The sequence below is a fragment of the Mycobacteriales bacterium genome (genome assembly GCA_036497565.1).
Taxonomy (GTDB): domain Bacteria; phylum Actinomycetota; class Actinomycetes; order Mycobacteriales; family QHCD01; genus DASXJE01.
In genome coordinates, this window is the sequence record DASXJE010000083.1 from 1 (window position 1) to 14,896 (window position 14,896).

At 66.3% G+C, this 14,896-nt stretch carries 16 protein-coding genes; 7 read left to right on the top strand and 9 right to left on the bottom strand.

Annotation, left to right across the window (positions count from 1 at the left end; genetic code table 11):
- The 5 genes from VGH85_07450 to VGH85_07470 all read left to right on the top strand — a co-directional run.
- Positions 1 to 273, top strand: a 273-nt coding sequence (locus tag VGH85_07450) for a hypothetical protein (protein ID HEY2173634.1), incomplete at its 5' end; no start/stop codon positions are given.
- A 99-nt stretch (positions 274 to 372) separates the two neighbouring features.
- Positions 373 to 1,257 (top strand): aminoglycoside phosphotransferase family protein, encoded by an 885-nt coding sequence (locus VGH85_07455; GenBank protein ID HEY2173635.1) that lies wholly within the window; start codon positions 373 to 375, stop codon positions 1,255 to 1,257.
- 41 nt (positions 1,258 to 1,298) lie between these two features.
- A complete protein-coding gene (locus VGH85_07460; GenBank protein ID HEY2173636.1) occupies positions 1,299 to 1,550 on the top strand; it encodes a hypothetical protein in 252 nt (83 codons plus the stop codon).
- Between the two features lie 5 nt (positions 1,551 to 1,555).
- The gene (locus VGH85_07465) at positions 1,556 to 1,879 is read left to right on the top strand and encodes a dihydrofolate reductase family protein (GenBank protein ID HEY2173637.1); all 324 of its coding nucleotides are present in this window, start codon (positions 1,556 to 1,558) and stop codon (positions 1,877 to 1,879) included.
- 88 nt (positions 1,880 to 1,967) lie between these two features.
- Positions 1,968 to 2,621, top strand: coding sequence for an alpha/beta family hydrolase (locus tag VGH85_07470; GenBank protein HEY2173638.1), 654 nt, complete (start codon positions 1,968 to 1,970; stop codon positions 2,619 to 2,621).
- A 14-nt stretch (positions 2,622 to 2,635) separates the two neighbouring features.
- Here VGH85_07470 and VGH85_07475 read toward each other — a convergent pair whose 3' ends face one another.
- The 9 genes from VGH85_07475 to VGH85_07515 all read right to left on the bottom strand — a co-directional run bounded on the left by VGH85_07475 (position 2,636) and on the right by VGH85_07515 (position 12,998).
- Entirely contained in the window at positions 2,636 to 3,607 is a 972-nt protein-coding gene (locus VGH85_07475) for an aldo/keto reductase (protein HEY2173639.1), read from the bottom strand.
- Between the two features lie 48 nt (positions 3,608 to 3,655).
- Positions 3,656 to 4,822 carry an MFS transporter gene (locus VGH85_07480; protein ID HEY2173640.1) on the bottom strand — a complete coding sequence of 389 codons (1,167 nt, stop codon included), beginning with the start codon at positions 4,820 to 4,822 and terminating at the stop codon, positions 3,656 to 3,658.
- 341 nt (positions 4,823 to 5,163) lie between these two features.
- Complete coding sequence (locus VGH85_07485; GenBank protein HEY2173641.1) at positions 5,164 to 6,258, bottom strand: oligopeptide/dipeptide ABC transporter ATP-binding protein; 1,095 nt, start codon at positions 6,256 to 6,258, stop codon at positions 5,164 to 5,166.
- The gene (locus VGH85_07490; protein HEY2173642.1) at positions 6,255 to 7,130 is read right to left on the bottom strand and encodes an ABC transporter ATP-binding protein; all 876 of its coding nucleotides are present in this window, start codon (positions 7,128 to 7,130) and stop codon (positions 6,255 to 6,257) included. The genes VGH85_07485 and VGH85_07490 overlap by 4 nt, the downstream gene beginning before the upstream one ends.
- 144 nt (positions 7,131 to 7,274) lie before the next feature.
- Positions 7,275 to 8,159, bottom strand: coding sequence for an ABC transporter permease (locus VGH85_07495; protein ID HEY2173643.1), 885 nt, complete (start codon positions 8,157 to 8,159; stop codon positions 7,275 to 7,277).
- Positions 8,156 to 9,091: an ABC transporter permease gene (locus VGH85_07500; GenBank protein HEY2173644.1), complete on the bottom strand. Its 936-nt coding sequence runs from the start codon at positions 9,089 to 9,091 to the stop codon at positions 8,156 to 8,158. Before VGH85_07500 ends, VGH85_07495 begins: the two co-directional genes overlap by 4 nt.
- 30 nt (positions 9,092 to 9,121) lie before the next feature.
- Entirely contained in the window at positions 9,122 to 10,918 is a 1,797-nt protein-coding gene (locus tag VGH85_07505; GenBank protein HEY2173645.1) for a peptide ABC transporter substrate-binding protein, read from the bottom strand.
- A 54-nt stretch (positions 10,919 to 10,972) separates the two neighbouring features.
- Positions 10,973 to 11,692 (bottom strand): GntR family transcriptional regulator, encoded by a 720-nt coding sequence (locus VGH85_07510; GenBank protein HEY2173646.1) that lies wholly within the window; start codon positions 11,690 to 11,692, stop codon positions 10,973 to 10,975.
- Between the two features lie 136 nt (positions 11,693 to 11,828).
- The gene (locus VGH85_07515) at positions 11,829 to 12,998 is read right to left on the bottom strand and encodes an aminotransferase class V-fold PLP-dependent enzyme (protein HEY2173647.1); all 1,170 of its coding nucleotides are present in this window, start codon (positions 12,996 to 12,998) and stop codon (positions 11,829 to 11,831) included.
- Positions 12,999 to 13,110: 112 nt separating this feature from the next.
- On the opposite strand from VGH85_07515, the gene VGH85_07520 reads away from it, so the two are divergent.
- Complete coding sequence (locus tag VGH85_07520) at positions 13,111 to 14,589, top strand: ankyrin repeat domain-containing protein (protein HEY2173648.1); 1,479 nt, start codon at positions 13,111 to 13,113, stop codon at positions 14,587 to 14,589.
- An 89-nt stretch (positions 14,590 to 14,678) separates the two neighbouring features.
- The coding region (locus VGH85_07525; protein ID HEY2173649.1) for a hypothetical protein at positions 14,679 to 14,896 on the top strand (218 nt) is incomplete at its 3' end.

The window sequence follows — 14,896 nt, forward strand, 5'->3', positions numbered from 1 at the left end:
ACCCACTACGGCCTGGCGGATGGCTTCGATCAGGACTTCGGCTTCCTGGCCGCGGGGGTCCGGCCCCTCCACGTAGCGGCGAAGCAGGGGTGGCTCGGCTACATCCCGTACCACTTGCTACACAGCACCGCCCTCCTCGGCGCACGGGAGCAGTACGTCGCGGTGATCCTCAGCCGCCAATCCGACGACGCCAGCTACCCGGACGCGTCCGCGAACGTCACAGCAGCGGCCAGCGACCTGCTGAAGGCCCTCGGCCCGACCGCGATCCGCTGACGCTCGGGCTTCCGCCAGAGCAACTCGAGGAAGCCGCGCAGCGGTTGATGTGAGGATTCGCTCGCCCGATAGTCTCGCGATGACGACCCCGGGAGAGTAATGGAGCTCACCGACGAACCATCGCTTGCCGAGTTGGTCGACGCCGTACAGGCGGAGGATCGACGGGTCGACCTCGTCGGCGCAGTCCGCCGCGCCGGGGACCAGAACTTTGTACTCGAGACCACAGAGTGGATCTATCGGTTTCCCCGCAGTTGGATCGACCTCGACCGCGAGGTGGCCCTGCTCGCCGCGCTCGACGGCCGGCTCCCGGTCGAGATACCTCGAGTCGAGTGGGTCGGTCAACGCAGCCGCTTCTGCGCCTATCGCAAGATTGTCGGCCGGAGCTTCGACCGAGACCGCTACCTCTCGGGGACGCGGGGACACCAGCGGGCGCTCGCGGCGTCGATGGCCGAATACGTCGTCGCCATGCACGAGGCTCTGACCGAGACCGAAATAGCGTCGATCGGCATACCCGATTTCTTCTCGCTCGAGGCACGAGCCGATCTGATCGATCCGAACGACGTACCCGCGTCGGTGCGGCCCGACGTCGAATCCATGCTCGCGCGGGCGCGTGACCTCTCGGGCCGGCTCGTTGGCCGGATGCTGCTCGACAACGACTTCACCAGCGACAACATCGTCCTGGACCCCGACAGTGGATTGCTCTCCGGTGTCTGGGACTTCTCCGGCGTGACCATGGGTCCCGCGTCCTTCGACTTTCGCGCCCTGCTCCGAGACCCTGACCCGCTGACCGAGGACGTCGTACGCGAGTACGAACGTCGGACCGGGCGTGAGATCTGTCGGGAGGCCTACGTCATCGCGTTTCGGATCACCGATCTGCGGCGCCAGATGAGAAAGGGACCTGCTGACGCCGTGCGTCTCGTCCACAGCTGGAGAGGTCCGAGCCGATCTGTCGATTCGCCCGGGTCGCGTTCGTGTAGTGGATGAGGGGCGGAAGAACCGCCTCGCATCTAGCGGAAGGTAATTGGATGCGCAGGATCAGTGTCACCATGAACGTCACGCTGGACGGAGTCGTCCAGGGTCCGGGACGCGCGGACGAGGACGCCCATGACGGTTTCGCCAACGGGGGCTGGGGTAGTCGGCACCAGGACGAGGTGATGGGCAAGGAGATGGCCCGCGGCATGGCCGAGCCGGGGGCGATGCTGTTCGGCCGCCGTACCTGGGAGGACTTCCTCGGCTACTGGCCGAACCAGACTGACACCCGTTCACAGACCATCTGAACTCGGTGACCAAATACGTCGCGTCGACCACGCTGCCTGACGTCGACGCGTGGCAGAACTCGATCCTGCTGCCCGGCGACGCGACACACTCGGTGGCCACCCTGAAGGCCGAACCGGGCCCGAATCTCGCGATCATCGGCAGCGCCGAACTTGTCCGCAGCCTGCATGGCGCAAGGCTCATCGACCGCTACAACCTGCTGATCCACCCGATCGTGCTCGGCATCGGGCATCGCATGTTCGACGAGACCTCACCGCTGACCGAGTTCGCCCTCGTCCGCAGCGTCCCCACGACAGCCGGCGTGATCATTGCGACGTACGAGCGAGCCTGAGAACGGGGGCAGTGCCGATCACACCCGACCGTCACGCAGACCGGAGCCGGGCAGTCGCGAAGTGGATAGGCTGCACGGCAGACCTGACATGACGACCGAGATCGAGATCGAGACGACGGCAGGGCGCGCGCGGGTGACGTTGGACGCCCCGCGGCCCGCGCGCGCACTCCTGCTGCTCGGCCACGGAGCCGGCGGGGGGATCGACGCCCGCGACCTGCGGGCCGTTCGGGACGGGGCGACCACCGCCGGGTACGCCGTTGGCCGGCTGACCCAGCCGTACCGGATGGCGGGCCGCAGGCCGCCCGCGCCTGCGCCGGTGCTGGACGCCGTGTTGGCTGAGGTGGTGCGGGCGCTCCGACGGCGCCACACGCTGGCCAAGCTGCCTCTGGTCGTCGGTGGCCGGTCCAGTGGTGCCCGAGTCGGTTGCCGCAGCGCGGCGACGGTCGGAGCGGTCGGCTTGCTGGCGCTGTCGTTCCCGCTGCATCCGCCGGGTCGGCCGGATCGGTCCCGGGCACCGGAGCTCCAGGGAGTCGAGGTGCCCGTGCTGGTGGTACAGGGGCAGCGGGACCCGTTCGGGTCGCCGGACGAGTTGCGCGCGGCCGGCCTCCCGGAGCAGGTGCAGGTCCACGTCGTACCGGGCGCCGATCACGGATTGGCGGTACGTAAGGGCGATCCGCCGCCGATGCCGGCAATCGTCGCAGCCGTCATCGAGTGGCTCGACGGCGTGATCGACAGTCTGTAGCCGTATGTGAGTGCTCAGTACCAGGACGGGCCGTGGTCGCTGTAGGGCTCCTCGAGCGTGGTGACTTCATCGTCGGTCAACTCTAGGTCGAGGGCGGCGACGGCTTCGGGAAGGTGATGCGGTTTGGTCGCACCGACGATCGGGGCGGAGACGGCCGGGTTGCGCAGCACCCACGCGAGGGCGACTTGGGCCATGGTGGCGCCGCGAACGTCGGCGAGCTTCTGTACGACGTTGACAATGGGCTCGTCGAGCGGGGAGTCGAAGGCCTGCACGACGTGGTCGACGCTGGAGCGGACGGACTGGGCGCCCCAAGGCCGGGCAAGACGACCCTTGCCCTGCGGAGAGTAGGGCACCAGACCGACGCGAGTATCGGCGCACATCGCCATGAGCTCTGGCTCGTCCTGGCGGCGAAGCAGGTTGTACTGATTCTGCATGGACACGAACCTGGTCCAGCCGCCCAAGTCAGCGGCGTGCTGGAGCTTGGCGAACTGCCACGCGTACATCGACGACGCTCCGAGGTACCGGACCTTGCCCGCTTTGACGGTGTCGTGCAGTGCCTCCATCGTCTCGGCGGCCGGGGTGTCAGGGTCGAAGCGGTGGATCTGGTACAGGTCGATGTAGTCGGTGCCGAGGCGAGTCAGTGAGGCGTCGATCTGTTCCATGATCGCCTTGCGGGAAAGGCCGGACCCGCCGGGACCGTCGTGCATCTTGCCGAAGACCTTGGTGGCCAGCACGATGTCCTCACGTCGTGAGTAGCGCTTGATCGCGCGACCGACGACCTCCTCGGAAGTGCCGGCCTGGTAGACGTTCGCGGTGTCCCAGAAGGTAATGCCGAATTCGATGGCCTGCTGGAAGAACGGCTGCGCCTCCTCGTCGATCAAGGCCCACTCATGTGCTCGTTCAGTGGTGGGGTCGCCGTAGCTCATGCAGCCCAATGCGAGCCTGCTGATCTTCAGTCCTGTGGCACCGAGGCGGGTGTACTCCATCTCGCTGCTCCTTTGCTGTAGCCGGACGGGTCAGCGCTCGTCACGAAGCTAGCTGCTGGTGCTCGTTGCCCGCTGCCCGGGTCTCAGCAGCCAGATTCCCCCACTCGTCAGCAGAGCAAGGACGAGTACGCAGCCCGCAAACGACGCGGCATTAGTGCCCATTATGAGCCCGGTGATGCTGGAGCAGGTGACCGCGCCCACTGTCGTGGCGCCGGCTTGAAAGCCGACAAGTCGGTCGACCGAGCCGGCGGTCGTTCGTTCAGCGGTGGTCAGTACCAGCAGCGGATAGATCGGGGCGACCGCGAGGCCCAGCAGCACAATGCCGGCCGCGGCGGGCACTGGCTGATGCGACACGATCAGGGCACCCGCAGCGACGACCAGGAAAGTGGCCGCAGCCAGGACGGGCCAGGTCCCGACCCGCTCGGCCACGGCGCCGAGCAGAACACGGCCAAGGACGAGGGCGGCCCAATAACCGGAGACGACAAGTCCGGCGGCTCCCGGCGTAAGCGTCATCGCGTCGAGCAGGAAAACGAAGGCCCACAAGCCCACCGCCGACTCCAGGCCACAATCCACGGCGGCGACCAACAACCCAACGACCGCCCCCGGTGGCGGACGCCACCGGCGCCGATCCGGCGACGACGGGGACTGCGATGACTGTCCGCTGCGGCCGGCGGTCACCGTGTCGTTCCAGCGGCGCGAAGAGGCGGCGAACACCACCGACAACGCGCCTTGGATGACCATGACGACCAGGTAGGCCCACCGCCAGCTGGCACCGGCGTTCACCACGATGGACACGATCAGCGGTGAGGCGGCGGCCCCCAACCCGTAGGCGGCGTGCATGAAGTTGATCTGGCGAGGTCCGAAGTGTCGGGCGGCGTAGGAGTTCAGCGCGGCATCGATCGCGCCGGCCGAGAGCCCGAACAACACGGCGCAGGCGACGATGACCCAGTACGCCGGCGCTATGGCACAGCACAGCAGAGCCACCGTCGAGACGCCGACGCTGCCGGCCAGCAGGCGGCCGAGACCGAGCCGGCGCGCCGCCCACGTCCAGCAGGTGGTCGACACAAGTGTGGCGGCCACTCCGAACGGAAGGACCAGGCTCAGTGCCGCCAAGGGTTCGTCGAACGTGACTCGCATGAAAGGCCAGACCACACCCGACATGGCGTCGGGCAGGGCGATGGCGAAGAACGCGAGCAGGGCAAGGCTGAAGAACATGACCGGGCTACTTCCCAAGAACCGAGCGGGGAGTTGGAAAGGTCGCTGCCCTGACGGTCAGGAAATGGTCTGGCGTCGGCTGTGTCGGCAGTGTCGGCAGAAATGATCTGCGATGTCCGGGGCCGGCACGCCCTGACTCAGGTCAGCGCGTGCCTCGGCGGCCGGGAGCCGGTCTATTCACCCGCGAAGTATTGCATGGTGGCGTCGCAGAGTCGCGCGGGTTGCACGGCCAGGGCCGGACCGCCCCCCTCCATGATCAAGAGGGGATTTCGGCACGAAACGCCGTACGAATCCCCTCTTGATCATGGAGGGGTGGGTGGGAGAGCGGCCTCGACACCGGCCTAGCGGCGAGGCAGGCCAGCCCGGTCGCCGGGCTGGACACCCTCGTCGCCTCGCAGGTCCACCTCGACCTCGGCGGGCACCGTCGAGCCGAACGGATTGATGCGTATCGCCTCGTCCGCGAAGTGACAGGCCACCGCGTGACCGGCGCCGGCATGATGCAGCTTCGGTTCTTCGACCCGGCAGCGTTCCTGGGCGAGCGGGCACCGAGTGTGGAATCGGCAGCCGGCCGGGGGCGCCAGCGAACTCGGCACCTCGCCGGAAACGACGACCCGATCCTGGCGCACGGTCGGATCTGGCACCGGCACCGCTGAAAACAGCGCCTGCGTATAGGGATGGTGCGGGCGTGCGTACAGCGAATCGCGGTCGGCGATCTCGACGATCTTGCCCAGGTACATCACCGCGACGCGGTCGCTCATCTGGCCGACCACCGCCAGATCGTGGGCGATGAACAGATAGGAGAGGTCGAGGCGGGTCTGCAGGTCCGTGAGCAGTTGCAGGATCTGCGCCTGGATGGACACATCGAGCGCCGAGACCGGCTCGTCGAGCACCAGAAACGTCGGCTCGGCGGCGAGGGAGCGCGCGATCCCGATCCGCTGACACTGTCCGCCGCTGAACTCGTGCGGGAAGCGGGACACCGCGTCGGCGGGCAGACCCACGAGATCGAGCAACTCCTCGACCCGGTCGTTCTGCTGCTTTCTCGGCAGCAGATCATGCACATGCAGCGGCTCACGGATGATCTGGCCCACGGTGTGCCGCGGATTCAACGAACCGATGGGGTCCTGGAAGACGATCTGCATCCGTCGCCGCAGGCCGGTCAGCTCGCGGTGAGATATCGCCCCGAGGTCCTTTCCGGCAAAGCGGATCCGGCCCTCGGTCGGCTTTTCGAGGAGCAGGATGGACCGTCCGGTGGTGCTTTTCCCGCAGCCACTCTCGCCGACCAGGCCGAGTGTCTCGTGCGCACCGAGCGTGAAGCTGACGCCGTCGACCGCATGCACCGTCTCGCGCTTGCGGACCACTTTGCCTGCTCCACGAACCTGGTAGTGCACGACCAGGTCGTCGACCTCCAGGAGCGGCTTCGTCTCTTGGTCTGTCATACCGCCACCTCCACCGGCTCGGTGACCGGATGCCAGCACGCGATCGTGTGCCCGAGCTCGATTTCGTGCAACGGAGGGGTCTCCTCGCGACACTGGTCGGTGGCCCGCTCGCAGCGGGGGGCAAACGGGCACCCCTCGGCGACCTTCGTCACCTGCGGCGGCGTGCCCGGAATGGCATGGAAGACCCGCGACCTCTTGGCGGTCAGTCGCGGCACGCAACGCAGCAGCCCCAGGGTGTACGGGTGGGCCGGCCTGGCGAAGAGGTCGAGCACATCAGCCGACTCCATCACCCGGCCGGCATACATGACGACGACTCGATCGCAGTGTCCCGCGACGATTCCCAGGTTGTGGGTGATCAGGACGGCGCCCAGATCGGACTGTTCGACGAGGTTGTCGAACAGTTCCAGGATCTGGGCCTGGATGGTGACGTCCAGTGCGGTGGTCGGTTCATCGGCGATGAGCAGCCGCGGCTCGCACGCCATGGCCAACGCGATCATCACCCGCTGGCGCTGTCCGCCGCTGAGGCGGTGCGGATATTCGCGCATGCGCGCAGCCGGATCCGGAATGCCCACGGAACGCAGCAATTCGATCGTCCGATCGTCACTGTCCTGGCCGGACAGGCCCAGGTGGAGGGACAGTACCTCCTGAAAGTGAGACTGGACGGTGAGCACCGGGTTCAGCGACGTCAGCGGATTTTGCGGGATCATGCCGATCTGAGCGCCGCGGATCTTACGCAGCTGCGAAGCCGGCAGGCCACGGAGCTCCTGGCCCGCGAACAGAATTTCGCCGCCGGTGATCTTGCCCGGCGGAGGCACCATCTGCATCACCGACAGCGCCGAGATGCTCTTCCCGGAGCCGCTCTCGCCGACCACGCCGAGTCGTTCGCCCGCGGCGACGTGCAGGTTGAGTCCCCGCACCGCATAGATCGTACTGCGTTCCATCTCGAACGACACTTGGAGATCCCGCACCTCGAGCAGCGGCGCGGACGGGCTCGGAAGGGACTGGTTCATGCCGGTCTACCTCGAAGCGGGATCAAGTGCGTCGCGAAGCCCGTCCCCGGCAAAACTGAAACTGAGGGTGGCCAGCGCGATGCAAAAGATGGGAAGGAGCGCGACCATCGGGCTGATGGACAGATATTGCTCGCCGTCGTTGATCATCTTTCCCCAGTCGGCGAGCGGATCCTGCACACCGAGGCCGAGGAAGCTGAATCCGGCGGCGGCGAAGATCGTCGCCGGGATCTGCTGCACGAAGAAGACGACCATCGGCCCCATCGCGTTGGGCAGGATGTGGATGAAGATGATGCGGGAGGTCGGCACGCCCATGGCACGTGCGGCGTGCACATAATCACGGTCGCGTAATGCGAGGTATTGCGCTCGAGCGAGCCGTCCGAAGCCGACCCAGGCTGTGATCCCCAGGAAGAGCACCAGCTTGAACACGCCGCCACCGAAGAGGGCGATCAACAGGAGTGCCATCAGGATCTGCGGAACCATCGTGAAGACCTCAAAGGCCCGGAGCACGATGAAGTCGACCCAACCACCGAACCAGCCGGCCACCACACCGATCGGAATGCCGATGACGGCCCCGAGGAGGGTCGCGCCGACGGCGATGAGCATCGACGTACGGGCGCCGTAGATGGCCCTGCTCAGCAGATCCCTGCCGAGTTGATCGGTGCCCAACAGGTGGTGCACGCTCGGTCCGGCAAGTGAGTCGGCGAGATTCTGGGTGGCGTAACTGTATGGCGCGATCAGCGGCGCGAAGATCGCGACCAGGAGGATGAGGATCGCCACCACGCCGCTGATCAGGGCGAGCCGATTGCTCTTGTACCGGTACCAGGCCGCGTGCCAGAAACTGGAGCTCGATCGGGGTTCAGCGGTCGCCGGTACCTGCACTGTCGCGGTCATCTGGACAACCCATCCAGCCGCACCCGCGGATCGACCAGGGTGTAGGCGATGTCGCTGAGGATGTAGCAGGTGCCCCACAGGACCGCCACGATCAGGACTAAGGCGAGGATCAAGGGATAGTCCCGATGCAGGCTGGCCGTGGTGAAATAGCTGCCCAGCCCCGGAAGGGCGAACGTGGCCTCGATGAAGATGGAGCCGGTGAGGATGTTCGGGATATTCGGCCCCATGATGGTGATGAGTGGAATCAGCGCCGTGCGGAGGATATAGCGCGTGGTGATGTGACGCTCCGAGAGACCGCGGGCCCGGCCCATTCGTACGTAGTCGGCGTAGGTCACCTCCAGCATGCTTGCCCTGGTGTAGCGGGCCATCAGTGCCATCGGATAGACCGCGAAGGCGATCACCGGGAGGATCAGGTCCTGCGGCTGGCCCCAGCCACCGGCCGGGAGCCAGCCGAGCTTGACCGAGAACACCGAGATGAGCACGAAGCCCAGCACGTAGTTGGGGAGCGCGACACCGGCGGTCGAGACCGCCGAGGTGAGCACCCAGTCCAGCCAGGTGTTGTGCCTGAGCGCGGCGACGGAGCCCACGATCAAACCGCCGACGTAGGCGATGGCGATCGTGAGGCCGCCGATGATCAGCGTGATCGGCCATGCCTTGGCGATGAGTCCGGTCACCGTCATGGTTGGCTGCTCGAAAGGAATGCCGAGGTCGCCGTGGAGCAGCGCCCAGAGCCAGTTGAGATACTGCCGCCAGATCGGCTGGTCGAGGCCGTACTTGTGCATGATGTTGGCCATGGCGGGTGCCGGCAACGGCTGCTGAGTCATGTCGAACGGCCCGCCGGGCACGGCATGCATCAGCCCGAAGATCACCATGGTGACGACCAGCATCACCAACAACAGGGTCAAGAATCGCTGGACCAGATAAGCAACCACCGCTACCACGTTCTCCCGAGGGCTGTACTGCTAGAAGAGGCCGGTTTGCGGCTGCCGCGGCCAGCTTCCTACGTTGTCCGCTACATAGAGATCCTGCAGTGAATTGCTGGTGGCACCGAAGCCGGGCCATTGGATCCCGTCATAGCCGTCCTTGTTCTTGGCGAGCGCAGTTCCCTTCATGTAGGGCGCGTAGTAGTAGCCGTAGAGCAGGTGGAAGATGAACACGGCGGGCGCGTCCTGGGTCAGCAGCGTCTGCGCCTGGGTGTAGATGTCCTGGCGCTTCGACGTCTGGCTCTCGGCGGCGCCCTTGGCGAGCAGACCGTCGTACTGACTGTTGTCCCAGTTGTGCCGGCCGCCGCTCTTGTAGACGCTCAGCATGTTCGACGCGTCGAAGTAGTCCATGCCGTAGGAGACGAAGCCCATCTGGATCTGCGTCGGGACCTTGTTCATCCGGTCGTAGAACGTGGTCTTGTCGAGCTCCTGGAGCTGGATGTTGATGCCCAGGATCTTGTTCCAGTTCTGTGTGAGGGCCTGGACGACGGACTCGGTGTTGGACACGGCGTTCGCCCACCAACTGAACGTGACCTTCGGGAATCCCTTGCCGCCTGGGAACCCGGCGGCGGCGAGCAATGACTTCGCCTTCTCAGGGTCGTAGTTGGTGAGGGGCTTCAGCGGATCCGTCACAGCGAATGGGTATCCTGGCGTGAGGTATCCGTACGCCGGGGTGGCCAGTGGCGCCAGCAGGCTCTTGACCAAAGTGTCCCGGTCGACGCAGTGCGCCAGAGCCTGCCGGACCTTGACGTTGTTGAACGGCGCCTTCTTCGTGTCGAAGAACGTGTACCAGATCTCGAAGTCGTTCGGGTTTTTGTAGAGGTGCAGATCCTTGGTACGGGAGTTCTTGGCCGCGATCTTGAGGTCGAGCGGGGTCAGGCTGATGGTGTCGATCTCGCCGGTCTGGAAGCGCGGCAGCATGTCGCCCCCGGCGTAGATCTTGCCGACCAGTGCGTCGATCGGCGGCTTGTACGGCCCGGTGTACTTCTTGTTGGGGCTGAGAATGATGGTGGCGGTCGGGTCGAACTTGGTGAGCTTGTACGGTCCGCAGGTGACGCACGTGGCCGGGTTGATGTTGTAACTTCCCGACCCGTACTTGTTGAGAGCGGCCGCCGAGAGTGGCGTGGTGTAAAGAACGGCCGACGGGATATAGGCGATCGGTCCCTCGGTCGTGATGACGAGCGTGTGTTTGTCGCTGCCCTGCTTCACCCCGATCGAGCTGGTCGGGACCTTGCCGGCCACGGCCTCGCTGTAATTCTTGATCACACCCGACCAGAACCAGCTGAAGTCCCACGCGTGCTTGGGGTCGGCCGAGTATCGCAGGGTCTCGACGTAATCGGCCGCGGTCAGTTCTTTGCCGTCCGACCACATGATTCCCGGCTTGATGTGAAAGGTCCAGCTGAGCTTGTCGGAGGACTGTGACCAGTTGGTAGCGGCACCCGGCACGATGGTGTAATCGCTACTCAACCGTACGAGCGGGATGTTGAATTGGTCGGCCAGTGGGGCGCGCGAATAGACCGTCTCGTAGAAGTCCATCGCCTTGTAGCTGGCGCCGGTCGAGTCGAACGCCTGCACGTAGTACTGATCGGTCGCGGCGGCCGAGCCGGACGGCAGCTTGAGGCCCAGGGCGTTATTGGTCCCGGCACCGCTCGTGGTCTTGTTCGCGCCGCTACAGGCGGCGGCGAAGGCCAAGGCCCCGACGCCGCTGGCGACCATGAAACCGCGGCGCGTCAGGTTGGGCATGCGACCGAGTTTGTCGTCGACGGGCTTTTCCATGTGTGTACCTCGGTTTCAGTCGGCGCCGGTCGCGGGGCGGCAGGCGCAACCACCCTATTCTTCGGAGGTTTTCTCGTCCGTACTCAGACGCGGTGTCAGGTGCAGCGCGATCATCCGCTCGATATCTGCCTGGTCGCCGGAGCGAAGCATGCTGACGATCGAACGGTGGCTCTCAAGAAGTCGTTTGGATGGCGGCTTGCGGACCGCCGAATCCCGGTAGCCGAACTCCCAGAAGAAACGATGCAGAATCGTCCCCATCGTCACCAGAAATTGGTTTCCGGTGAGCCGCAATAGAGCGTCGTGAAATTTGTCGTGCCGGGCTGCGGCATCGGCGGGGTTGTCCGTGTCGAGGATCGCGTCGGCCAGCTCCTCGAGGCGATCGAGATCGGCGGGCTCTGCGCGTGCCATCGCCAGCGCATAGATTCCACGCTCCCAGATGGCCCGGACCTCCAGATAGTCCGGCTCGCTGAGGGTCTCCGGTGCCATCCAGGCGGCGATCTGCCGGAAGACATCCGTGTCGGCGTGGTCGGCGACGTAGGTGCCACTGCCTTGAGTCACCCGCAGCATTCCCAAGCCCTCGAGGGAAGCGACCGCCTGACGCAGGACATTGCGGCTGACTCCGAGCGAGTCGGCGAGGGCCGTCTCCGCAGGAAGACGTGTCCCCGGCGCGAGTCGCGCCGTCAGGATGTACTCCCGGAGGGCGTCCGCCGTCTGGTCGGTGAGACGCGTCCGAGTGACCACGCGTAGCTCGCCGCTCTTGACCGGGCCAGTCATTCCCTGTTTGCCTCATTCTCTGGGTGGCGGAAATGTACTTCCGCCGCTCGAGAGCTGTCAACGACAGGTACGAAGTCGTTACAAAGAGAGCCGGCCGGGGTAGCCGGCGGCCAGGGTTGCCCGGGTCGGGAGGCCGTCAGCGGGACATGAAGTCCCGGATGCCGAAGGCCATCCGCTCGTAGTCCGCCGGCTCGTTGTAGACATGCGCGGAGAGACGAATCGTGCCGCGGCCACTCCACACGGGCATCGACGTCTCGACGCCGAGGCCCGCCAGATGATCAGCGAGCTTGTGTGTTTGGTCGCGGGTGTCGGCGAGTCCGGCCGGCAATGGCACCACCGCGAGACTGAGCCCCGGATCGTGCCTGAGCTCCTCGGCGGGGATCTCGAGGATCTCGGCCACCCTTCGCTGCGCCCAGCGGACGAGGGTCTCGTTGTGGTTCCGGACCCGGTCCCAGCCGAGTGAGCCGAGCAGGTGCAGTGCGCTCGGTGCGGCCAGCCACGCCGAGAGGTCATTGGTGCCGACCCGGTCGAACGCGGACGGGAAGCCCTCGAGTTCGTTGGCCGACACCACCAGCGGGAGCAGCTGTCCGCGCCACTCCTGGGCAGCCCAGAGCACTCCCGTTCCGGCGGGGGCACACGGCCATTTGTGGAGATTTCCGACCCAGAAGTCGGCGCCGATGGCGGGCACATCGACGGGCAACATGCCTGGCGCGTGAGCGCCATCCACCAGGACGGCGGCCCCCACCCGGTGGGCGATCCGCGCCACCGCCTCAATCGGGAATCGTCGCGCGGTCGCTGATGTGACCTGGTCGATGACCACGAGCCCGGTGCGTTCGGAGCAGTTCATCTCGACAATGGCCGCAATTTTCTCGTCGGTGCTGTCGACCGGGATGTCTGCGACGACGCGGACGGCTCCGGTGCGGGCACACAGCCGATCCAGGGCCAAGGAGACGAAGCCATAAATGTGATTGGTGGACAGAACCTGATCGCCGGGCCGCAGCGGCAGCGACTGCGCGACGACGGAGACTCCGGCGCTGACGTTGCTGACGAAGGCCAGCGCTTCGGGGTCGGCACCGAGAAAGCGCGCCACCTCGCCCCGCGCCTCGGTGACCAGCCCCGGCATCTCGCGATGGAACCAGCGCATGGGGTTGGCCGCCATCCGCCGGCGAAACCCGTCCTGCACCTCCAGGACCGGTCCGGGCACCGCGCCGAACGAGCCGTGGTTGCAGTGCGCCACCTCCGGGTCCAGAAGCCACAGGCGCCGGACGTCGTCCCAGTCATCGCCCCATATCGGGTTGCCGCTCATCGGCACCGCCTCTCATCGGCACGTAGCGTAGCGACGAGCGGTCGCTGCGTCTCGGGAAGGAGTTCGGTCTCCAAGTTGTGATCACGGCGGTGGGCTTGCGAGGCTGAGCACCGTGTGGCCGCCCACCGCTCTCGCACATCGCAGCCTGCTCGATCACCCACCGGGCTTTCGGCCGTTCCGGGACTTGGACCTCTTCGACCGGATCGGCGGTCAGCCGGTCATCGACGGTCTCGTCGACGGCCTGTACGACGGGCTCGAGAACGACGAACAGCTGCGTCCCCTCTTCCCCCGCGACCTCGCCGAGGGTCGGTCGATGCAGAAGCTCTTCTTCGGCGAGTGGCTCGGCGGCCCGGGTCGATACAGCGAGCAGACCTATGCAGGCCTCGCGCACCGCCACGACAGCGTTCCGATCACACCGGCACTCGCCGGCCGTTGGCTCGGGCACTTCCGGCGCGCGATGGAAGCCACCGTCACCGCGGAAAGCGATCGGCAGGAGATCTTTGCTCAGGTCCGCTCCTTGGCTCTGGCCCTCGTCACGGGCGCCGACGGCCAGCTGGCCTGGTGCGGGGTCGGCGCCCGAACCGTGAAGCAGGCAACCGATGTCGCTCGTCGCGGTGACGTCGCCGGCGTCGATGCGGCGCTGGTGGCGGCGCCACATCTCCTGCGTCCGACGTTCGCCGCGGCGATCATGCAGGCGGCCACGCTCGCCGGTCGCACCGAGGTCGTCCGTCTGCTCCTGGACAGGGGCATCGGGGTCGACCATCCCTTCTACCTTCCGGTGGGTGTAACCGGTCGGGCATTCGAGCGGGTGGTGTTCGTGACACCGCTCTGCGCAGCGCGGATGAAGCGGCGGTCTTCGGTCGAATCGCTACTCACGGCGGCAGGCGCGCATGAGGACGTCTTCACCTCGGCGTTTCTCGGCGATCTCCCCTCGCTGCAACGGATGCTCGCGGCCGATCCAGGGCTTGCCCAGGAGCCGGATCCGGCCGTCGACGTACTCGACGTCACGCCCGTGGACCATGCCGTCTCGGGCGGGCAGGTCGATGCGCTGCAGCTCATCCTCGACCACATCCCGCGTCCGCTCCCGTGCGGACTTCGGGCGTTGCGCGGTGCCGCGGAGAAGGGCAGTACGGCGATGGTCGCGTCGCTGCTCGCACATGGCGCGGACGCGACGCGGATCGGCGTCGGACGCTGGGTCATGCATCCCGAGCTCGCTCCGTTGCTCGCCAGCCGGGGCGCGTCGATCGACTCATCCGGCTCGTGGATCGGCGCTAGCTGCACGGGAAACCAGAGCCGCAAGGATGATCCGGACTATGTCCTCGCGCTACTGCAATACGGCGCCCACGCGGACGATCGGCGCACCGGCGACCCGAGTAGAACCACCGGCGTCGAGGCGCTCAACGCGACCGCTCTGCACTACGCGACCAAAGCAGGCTTCTTGAAGACGATCGAGGTTCTCCTCGACAACGGTGCAGACCCGGACGCTCGCGACGGGCGTGGCCGCACCCCGCTCGACTGGCTTGACGAAGCGACGCCGTCGGTCCAGCACGCCGCAGTACGCCGCCTCTTTGCCACGCAACGGCGTCGGTGAACGCGTGCTCGATCGATGACCTAAAGTTACTGAGGTGTAAGGGTTTCCGGGCCCGGAGAATTGTCGGTGGCTGGCTCTATCGTTGTTGCATGGTCAGCAGTACGGGTTCCGGTGAGCACCCGGTGTGGGATGCGGTCGGGTGCCTGACTGCCGCTGTCGACGGGCTCGCCGGTTCCGCGTTGTGGCGGTGCGGGGATGAGGAGCTGCTCGACCTGCAGCAGGTGCTGGAGACGGCGGCGCGGCGGTTGTCGGCGGCGTCGTTGCGGCTGGTCGCCGAGGTCGACGACCGCCGGCTGGCCACGGCTCG